Annotated in this window: 10 protein-coding genes; 4 read left to right on the top strand and 6 right to left on the bottom strand. The window is 74.2% G+C overall.

The window, feature by feature from the left end; all coding sequences use genetic code 11:
* Both AB0K09_RS25135 and AB0K09_RS25130 read right to left on the bottom strand, forming a co-directional pair.
* Nucleotides 1–1,939: DEAD/DEAH box helicase (locus tag AB0K09_RS25135; protein ID WP_366067644.1), on the bottom strand; the 1,939-nt coding region annotated here is incomplete at its 3' end.
* Nucleotides 1,940–2,035: 96 nt separating this feature from the next.
* A complete protein-coding gene (locus AB0K09_RS25130; protein WP_366067643.1) occupies nt 2,036–2,956 on the bottom strand; it encodes a hypothetical protein in 921 nt (306 codons plus the stop codon).
* 80 nt (nt 2,957–3,036) lie between these two features.
* On the opposite strand from AB0K09_RS25130, the gene AB0K09_RS25125 reads away from it, so the two are divergent.
* From AB0K09_RS25125 to recX, 4 genes are all read left to right on the top strand, one after another.
* On the top strand, nt 3,037–3,231 hold the full coding sequence (locus tag AB0K09_RS25125; protein WP_366067642.1) for a DUF3046 domain-containing protein: 195 nt from the start codon (nt 3,037–3,039) through the stop codon (nt 3,229–3,231).
* Between the two features lie 20 nt (nt 3,232–3,251).
* Nucleotides 3,252–4,370, top strand: coding sequence for an AI-2E family transporter (locus AB0K09_RS25120; protein WP_366067646.1), 1,119 nt, complete (start codon nt 3,252–3,254; stop codon nt 4,368–4,370).
* Nucleotides 4,371–4,534: 164 nt separating this feature from the next.
* Nucleotides 4,535–5,665, top strand: coding sequence for a recombinase RecA (gene recA, locus AB0K09_RS25115; RefSeq protein ID WP_366067641.1), 1,131 nt, complete (start codon nt 4,535–4,537; stop codon nt 5,663–5,665).
* Between the two features lie 3 nt (nt 5,666–5,668).
* The gene (gene recX / locus AB0K09_RS25110; protein ID WP_366067640.1) at nt 5,669–6,241 is read left to right on the top strand and encodes a recombination regulator RecX; all 573 of its coding nucleotides are present in this window, start codon (nt 5,669–5,671) and stop codon (nt 6,239–6,241) included.
* Here recX and AB0K09_RS25105 read toward each other — a convergent pair.
* The 4 genes from AB0K09_RS25105 to AB0K09_RS25090 all read right to left on the bottom strand — a co-directional run.
* Nucleotides 6,223–6,618 carry a rhodanese-like domain-containing protein gene (locus AB0K09_RS25105; RefSeq protein WP_366067639.1) on the bottom strand — a complete coding sequence of 132 codons (396 nt, stop codon included), beginning with the start codon at nt 6,616–6,618 and terminating at the stop codon, nt 6,223–6,225. The two genes, recX and AB0K09_RS25105, sit on opposite strands and share 19 nt — an antisense overlap.
* Nucleotides 6,615–7,184 (bottom strand): cysteine dioxygenase, encoded by a 570-nt coding sequence (locus tag AB0K09_RS25100; RefSeq protein ID WP_366067645.1) that lies wholly within the window; start codon nt 7,182–7,184, stop codon nt 6,615–6,617. Before AB0K09_RS25100 ends, AB0K09_RS25105 begins: the two co-directional genes overlap by 4 nt.
* A gap of 102 nt (nt 7,185–7,286) precedes the next feature.
* Entirely contained in the window at nt 7,287–7,373 is an 87-nt protein-coding gene (locus AB0K09_RS25095; protein WP_361520831.1) for a putative leader peptide, read from the bottom strand.
* Between the two features lie 31 nt (nt 7,374–7,404).
* Nucleotides 7,405–8,265, bottom strand: an 861-nt coding sequence (locus tag AB0K09_RS25090) for an FAD-dependent monooxygenase (RefSeq protein WP_366067638.1), incomplete at its 5' end; no start/stop codon positions are given.

Below are 8,265 nucleotides of genomic sequence, written 5' to 3'. Positions count from 1 at the left end.
CCTCGGGAGACAGACCGCCGACCTCGCGCAGGAAGGCGCCCAGCGCGCGGCCCAGTTCGAGGGGCCGGCCGAGCTGGTCGCCCTTCCAGAACGGCAGCCGGCCCGGGGTGCCGGGCGCGGGCGTGACCAGGACGCGGTCCCGGGTGATGTCCTCGATCCGCCAGGAGGTGGTGCCCAGGGTGAAGACGTCGCCGACCCGGGACTCGTAGACCATCTCCTCGTCGAGCTCGCCGACCCGGCCGCCGCCCTTCTTGGGGTCGGCGCCGGCCAGGAAGACGCCGAACAGGCCCCGGTCCGGGATGGTGCCGCCGGAGGTGACGGCGAGCCGCTGCGCCCCGGGGCGGCCCGAGACCGTCCCGGCGACGCGGTCCCAGACCAGGCGGGGCCGCAGCTCCGCGAAGGCGTCGGAGGGGTAGCGCCCGGCGAGCATGTCGAGCACCCCCGAGTACGCGGACTCCGGCAGGGACGCGAAGGGCGCCGCCCGCCGCACGAGGGCCAGCAGCTCCTCCACGTCCCAGGTGTCCATGGAGACCATGGAGACGATCTGCTGGGCCAGCACGTCCAGCGGATTGGCGGGCACGCGCAGCGACTCGATGGCGCCCTGCCGCATCCGCTCGGTCACGACGGCGGCCTGCACCAGATCGCCCCGGTACTTGGGGAAGACCACGCCCGTGGAGACGGCGCCCACCTGGTGGCCGGCGCGGCCGACGCGCTGCAGGCCGGAGGCGACCGAGGGCGGCGACTCCACCTGCACGACGAGATCGACCGCGCCCATGTCGATGCCCAGCTCCAGGCTGGAGGTGGCCACGACGGCCGGCAGCCGGCCCGCCTTCAGATCCTCCTCGACCAGGGCGCGCTGCTCCTTGGAGACCGAACCGTGGTGCGCGCGGGCGAGGACCGGGGGCGCTCCCTTGGCCGGCCCGGAGCCGCCCATGAGCTGGGCGGGCGAGTGGTCCTCGGGCAGGGGCTCGCCGGTGGCCCGCTCGTGGGCGATCTCGTTGAGCCGGTTGCACAGCCGCTCGGCGAGGCGCCGGGAGTTGGCGAAGACGATGGTGGAGCGGTGCGCCTGGACGAGGTCGGCGATGCGCTCCTCCACGTGCGGCCAGATGGACGGCTTCTCCTTGCCGTCACCGCCGTCCTGCACGGGCGAACCGCCGAGCTCGCCGAGATCCTCCACCGGCACCACCACCGACAGGTCGAACTCCTTGCCGGACGGCGGCTGCACGATCTCCACCCGGCGCCGCGGCGAGAGGAAGCGCGCCACCTCGTCCACCGGCCGCACCGTCGCGGACAGGCCGATGCGCCGGGCCGGGCGGGGGAGCAGGGCGTCGAGCCGCTCCAGGGACAGGGCCAGATGGGCGCCCCGCTTGGTGCCGGCGACGGCGTGCACCTCGTCGAGGATGACGGTCTCCACACCGGCGAGCGCCTCGCGCGCGGCGGAGGTCAGCATCAGGAACAGCGACTCGGGCGTGGTGATCAGGATGTCCGGCGGGCGCGTGACGAGCGCGCGGCGCTCGGCGGCCGGGGTGTCGCCGGAGCGGATGCCGACCCGGATCTCCGGCTCGGGCAGGCCCAGCCGCACGGCCTCGTGACGGATGCCGGTCAGCGGGCTGCGGAGGTTGCGCTCGACGTCCACCGCGAGGGCCTTGAGAGGCGAGACGTAGAGCACCCGGCAGCGCTTGGCGCGCTCGGCCGGCGGCGGGGTGCTCGCCAGCCGGTCCAGGGAGGCGAGGAAGGCGGCCAGCGTCTTGCCGGAGCCCGTCGGGGCGACGACGAGCACGTCCGAGCCCGCGTCGATCGCCCGCCAGGCCCCCGCCTGCGCCGCCGTGGGGGCGGTGAAGGCCCCCGTGAACCAGGCGCGGGTCGCGGGGGAGAACGTGGACAGGGCCGAAGCCGGGTCCTCGGCCGAGCCCTGGTCCGTAGCCGTGTCGTTCGCCATGTCCCCCATCGTGCACCGCACCACTGACAATGCCCTGGAAGCGCAGGTCACGGGCGGTTTTCGGGGTGCGCGGCGGAACGCCGGAGGGGGGCGCGGTCAGATCGGGCGGCCGTGGGCGCGCAGGGTCAGCAGGGCGTCGATGGTCACCATCGGCCGGGCCTCCAGGGCCGTGCCCGGGGCCCACAGCCGCCACCGGACCGGCCAGCCGCCGTCCTCCTGCTGGGCACCGGCGAGGTGGTCCAGCGACCGATCGAGCTCGGTGTCGGTGAACCAGGGCCGGGCCAGCGAGTCCGGCGTCCGCGCGAAGTCGTGGGGGAAGTGGTGCTCGCCCGGGGCGTACCCCTCCGGAACGGGATGTTCCGCCGCCCGCTCGGGGTCCAGCACGGCGAGCCGCTGCTCGCGCACGGTCCGGCCGAGCCGCTCGGCGGCCGCCTCCGCGCGCGTGCGGTCCGGGGCGCCGTCGAGGAAGGCGACCGCGGCCGCCACCTCGTAGGGATGCGTCCGGGCCCCCCGGCACAGGGCCTCGACGGCGCTCCAGCAGAAGTCGGTGGCCCGGAACAGCCACGCGTGCCACACCTCGTTGCGGTGCAGCAGGCCCACCACGGGGCCGGTGGACAGCAGATCGCTGGGCGGGTCGTCCACCACCGGCAGCCAGGGCGCGGCCGGATAGCCGCGCAGCGAGGGGTGCAGGGCCGGCAGCGCGCCGTCCGGTGTGGAGACGGCCGTCAGGTAGCGGCACACCCGCTCGACGCGGCGGTCGCCGCAGCGGCCGATCTCGTCCAGCACCCTGAGCGCGAGCGCGGTGTGCAGCGGCTGGCTCACCGGGCCGCGCAGATCGGGTTCGAGGGCGTGGCCGTACCCGCCGTCGTCCCCCAGATAGGCGGTCAGGGCCGCCTCCACGGCGTCGGCGCCGCCGCCCAGGAAGTGGTAGGCGAACCTGCGCTGCTCCAGGACGCGGGCGGTGAGCCAGACGAAGTGCTCGGCACGGGCGACGGCGGATGCTCCGGATGGGGCCATGGACAAGACCGTAGGGCGGAAAGCGGCCCCGGTCAGCGGCTCGTGCCCGGCTGCACTCTCAGGGGCGGGATACTTGGCCCATGCGGTTGACGGTCTTCTGGCAGCGGATGGCGGACTACTTCGGCGCGTCGTACGCCGACTCGTTCGCGCGTGATCATGTGATGTCCGAGCTGGGCGGGAGGACCGTGCACCAGGCGCTGGACGCCGGCTGGGACGCCAAGGACGTGTGGCGGGCGGTGTGCCGGGCGCTGGAGATCCCCGAGGACAGACGTTGACCGGCGCCGACGCCGCCCGGATGCCCCGGTGGGTGCCCCGGGCGGTCGCGGTCGCGCTGCTCCTCGTCGCCTGCTACCAGGTGGCCGGCTGGGCCTTCCACCGGCTCTTCGGCCTCCTCCTTGATCTTCTGATCGCCTTCTTCCTGGCCCTGGCCATCGAGCCGGCCGTGCAGCGGCTGGCCGCGCGCGGCATGCGCCGCGGCCTCGCCACCGCCGTGGTCTCCCTCGTCATCACGGTCCTGGTCGTCGGCTTCCTGGCGCTGCTGGGCTCGATGCTGGCCGCCCAGATCCAGACCATCGTCGAGAACTTCCCCTCGTACCTGGACTCGGTGATCGGCTGGATCAACCGCACGTTCCACCGGGACCTCTCCCGGGTGAAGATCCAGCAGAGCCTGCTGCGCTCCGACTGGCTGCGCCGGTACGCGAGCAGCAGCGCGGGCGGGGTGCTGGACGTGTCGGCCACCCTCGTCGGCGGGCTGTTCCACCTGCTGACCGTGCTGCTCTTCGCGTTCTACTTCGCCGCCGACGGCCCCCGGCTGCGCCGCGCACTGTGCTCGGTGCTGCCACCGCGCCGGCAGGCGGAGGTGCTGCGCGCCTGGGAGCTCGCGGTGACGAAGACCGGCGGCTACATCTACTCGCGCGCCCTCATGGCGCTGATCTCCGGCGCCGCCCACTACGTCCTGCTGGCCGTCCTGGGCGTGCCCTACGCCCCGGCGCTCGCGGTGTGGGTGGGGTTCGTCTCGCAGTTCATCCCCACCATCGGCACCTATCTCGCGGGCGCGCTGCCGGTGCTGCTCGCCTTCACGGTCGACCCCTGGTACGCGGTGTGGGTGCTGGCCTTCGTGGTGGTCTACCAGCAGTTCGAGAACTATCTGCTGCAGCCGCGCATCACCGCCCGGACCGTCGACATGCACCCGGCCGTCGCGTTCGGCTCGGTCATCGCGGGGGCCGCGCTGCTCGGCGCGGTGGGCGCGCTGATCGCGATCCCGGCGACGGCGACGCTGCAGGCCTTCCTGGGGGCGTACGTGCGGCGGTACGACGTCGAGGGCGGGGACGGCGGAGAGGGCGTGGGGGGCACGGGGGGCGGCGCGGAGGGGCCCGGCGGCGACACGGGCCGCGCCGGTGGCGGGCACGCTTGACACTAAATTCGAACATCCATTCTTATGGGTGTCCCGAGCCTTGCCGGAGCCCCATGTTCCGGTGAGTTATCCACAGGTCGGGGCGACGCCCGGGCGCATTGTCAGTGGCAGGCGTTAGCGTCGTGGACGTGAAGCGATCGACTCAAGCGAACCGGGTGGAACCCATGGCAGGAACCGACCGCGAGAAGGCGCTGGACGCCGCGCTCGCGCAGATTGAACGGCAATTCGGCAAGGGCGCCGTCATGCGCCTGGGCGAGCGGCCGAACGAGCCCATCGAGGTCATCTCCACCGGGTCGACCGCCCTCGACGTCGCCCTCGGCGTCGGTGGCCTGCCGCGCGGCCGCGTCGTGGAGATCTACGGACCGGAGTCCTCCGGTAAGACGACCCTGACGCTGCACGCCGTGGCCAACGCGCAGCGGGCCGGTGGCACCGTCGCGTTCGTCGACGCCGAGCACGCCCTCGACCCCGAGTACGCCAGGAAGCTCGGCGTCGACATCGACAACCTGATCCTGTCCCAGCCGGACAACGGCGAGCAGGCCCTGGAGATCGTCGACATGCTGGTCCGCTCCGGCGCGCTCGACCTGATCGTCATCGACTCCGTGGCCGCCCTGGTGCCGCGCGCGGAGATCGAGGGCGAGATGGGCGACTCGCACGTGGGCCTCCAGGCCCGTCTGATGAGCCAGGCGCTGCGGAAGATCACCAGCGCGCTCAACCAGTCCAAGACCACCGCGATCTTCATCAACCAGCTCCGCGAGAAGATCGGCGTGATGTTCGGCTCCCCGGAGACCACGACCGGTGGCCGGGCCCTGAAGTTCTACGCCTCGGTGCGCATCGACATCCGCCGCATCGAGACGCTGAAGGACGGCACGGAAGCGGTGGGCAACCGCACCCGCTGCAAGGTCGTCAAGAACAAGGTGGCCCCGCCCTTCAAGCAGGCCGAGTTCGACATCCTCTACGGCCAGGGCATCAGCCGCGAGGGCGGCCTGATCGACATGGGTGTCGAGCACGGCTTCATCCGCAAGGCCGGTGCCTGGTACACCTACGAGGGCGACCAGCTCGGCCAGGGCAAGGAGAACGCCCGCAACTTCCTCAAGGACAACCCCGACCTCGCCAACGAGATCGAGAAGAAGATCAAGGACAAGCTCGGCGTCGGCACCCGGCCCGAGGCCTCGGCGGCCGAGCCCGGCACGGACGCCGCGGTGACCGGTGCGGCCGCCGCCGAGCCGGCCAAGTCGGTGCCCGCCCCGGCCGCGAAGTCCACGGGGAAGACCGCCAAGGCCGCGGCGAAGAGCTAGCCCGTGCGAGCGGCCGAACGAACGGGCGGCGACGCTCCCTTCCCGTCGAGGGCCGGGGACGGGGCGCCGCCGCCACCGGAGGAGCAGGCGCGGGCCATCTGTCTGCGCCTGCTCACCGGTTCCCCGCGCACCCGCAGACAGCTCGCGGACGCCCTGGCCAAGCGGGGCATCGCCGACGAGGTCGCCGAGGAGGTGCTGTCCCGCTTCGAGGACGTGGGCCTGATCGACGACGCGGCGTTCGCCGGCGCCTGGGTGGAGTCCCGGCACCGGGGCCGGGGCCTGGCCCGCCGTGCCCTGGCGCGCGAGCTGCGCACCAAGGGCGTGGACTCCGCGATCGTCGACGAGGCCGTGGGGCAGCTGGACCCCGAGCAGGAGGAGCGCACGGCCCGCGAGCTGGTCGAGCGCAAGCTGCGGGCCACCCGCGGCCTGGACCGGGAGAAGCGCATCCGCCGGCTCGCGGGGATGCTGGCCCGCAAGGGTTACTCCGAGGGCCTCGCCCTGCGCGTGGTGCGCCGTGCGCTGGAGGAGGAGGGCGACGACCCGGAGCTCCTCGACGGCTACCTCCCCGAGGACTGACCGGGCGGAAGCACCGGCAGGCCCGCCGCGCGCCACGCCTGGAAACCACCCGCCAGGTCCGTGGCGTGCCGCAGGCCGAGCCGGTGCAGGGAGACGGCGGCCAGCGAGGAGGCGTAGCCCTCGTCGCACACCACCACGATCCGCAGGTCGTGGTCCGTGGCCTCGGGGGCGCGATGGGCGCAGGCCGGGTCCAGGCGCCACTCCAGCTCATTGCGCTCGACGAGGAGCCCCCCGGGGATCGTGCCGTCCCGCTCCCGCAGCGCCGCGTACCGGATGTCGACCAGCAGCCCGCCCCGGGCCTGGACCTCGGCGGCCTGGGCCGGGCCCAGCCGGACGAGGTCCGCGCGTGCCGCGGACAGCAGTTCCTCGACCCTCATGCCCACTCCTCCGGCCACTCGACCTGCTCCAGCCGCAGCACCGGCCCGCTGCGGCCGTACCGCCGCATCAGGGGCAGCGGCGGGTGATAGGCGTGCACGGACACCGCGTGCCCCTCGGCGGAGGAGTTGAACACCTGGTGCACATGGTGCGGGCCGAAGGCCCGGCCCTCGCCTGCCGTCAGCTGTCGTTCGCGGTCGACGTCCTCCGCCAGTTCCAGCAGGGTCCAGCCCTCCGCCGGCAGGGCGGCGGCCAGCGACTGCTCCGTCAGCCGGCCCACCGCCGTGGCGAAGGCGCCGTTCGAGCCGCCGTGGTCGTGCCAGCCGGTGCCGCTGCCCGGCGGCCAGCCGATGAGCCACGCCTCGCTGCCGCCCGGCCCGTCGAGCCGCATCCAGGTGCGCCCCTCGGGATCGAGGGGCAGCGAGGCGACCAGCGCGGCGTCCGCCGCGATCCGGCGTACGAAGTCCAGGAGTTCGGCCGGTGACGGGCCACCGGCGGCAGGAGCGGCGGCCGGTGGAACAGCCGGCGCGGCGGGGGAGACGGAAGAGGGCACGAGGAACGCGGGCATGAGGGCGCGTACGGGAAAGAACACGGGGAACCGTCCGGAGTCCTGGGAGATCGCGAAGAGGCGCGCGCCGCTCAGCGGGCGGTCGCGCGAAGGAAAGGCGGATCAGCAGGACGGACGACAGACACAGCCCGCGTAGCGGACGAGGTCCAGATGGACCCTCCGCCAGAAACGCGCGCCACTGTCAGTCACGCTCGGATTCCATCACGGTGCCACGGCCCGGTCAACGGTTGGCCGCAGCCTCACTGGACGCTTCGGCCGCCTCCTCGGACGCGCCCGCCGTCCCCGTGTGTTCGCCGGCCCCGGCCTGGGCCGGCGCGCCTCCGCGGACCGCGTCCGCACAGGCGAAGAGCTCCGCCGGCCGGACCCCGTCGAGTGCGGCCACCAGATGCCCGTCCGGCCGGACGACCAGCACGGTGTGCGCGGCCGCGCCCGGATAGCCCTCGGCCACCAGCAGTTCGGCCGCCATGGGCAGCGCGGAGACCGCCGTCGCCAGCTGGGGCATGAGCCCCGCGCCCAGCCAGTGCCGCCGCTCCCACACGCCCGTGCCCGGCGCGACGAGCACCACCAGCAGCGCGCCGCCCAGCCGGTCCCGCAGCCAGGCGTCCGCTCCGTCCGGCGCGGTCACCGGCACGTCCACGACCTGTGCACCCACCCCGGCCACCGCCGCGGCACCGGCCGGCGGCGCGGGTGCCAGGGGCGTACGGGCGTACTGCGGTGGCGCGCCGAGCACGCCGCGCCCCACGTGCCCGTCGGTGAGCGCCGCGTCCAGACCGCGTGCCGAGCCGGGCACCACGGTGCGGCGCACGGCCTGCCAGCCGCCGGTGCCGCGCACCGCCGGCAGCATCCGGTCGGCGGCACGCAGCCGGGCCGCGACCGCCGTCCGGCGCTCCGCCTGGTAGCTGTCGAGCAGGGTGCCGGACGCGCCGTGGTGCCAGGCGAGCGCCAGCTTCCAGGCGAGGTTCTCGGCGTCCCGCAGCCCCTCGTCGAGCCCCTGCGCGCCGAGCGCGCCCAGCAGATGGGCGGCGTCACCGGCCAGGAAGGCGCGCCCGGAACGCCAGCGGCGCGCGAGGCGGTGGTGCAC

It is taken from the genome of Streptomyces sp. NPDC049577 (genome assembly GCF_040675635.1).
In the GTDB taxonomy this organism is placed as follows: Bacteria; Actinomycetota; Actinomycetes; order Streptomycetales; family Streptomycetaceae; genus Streptomyces.
The sequence above is the reverse complement of the archived record's forward strand: the minus strand, read 5'-3'. Positions and strand labels throughout refer to the sequence as shown.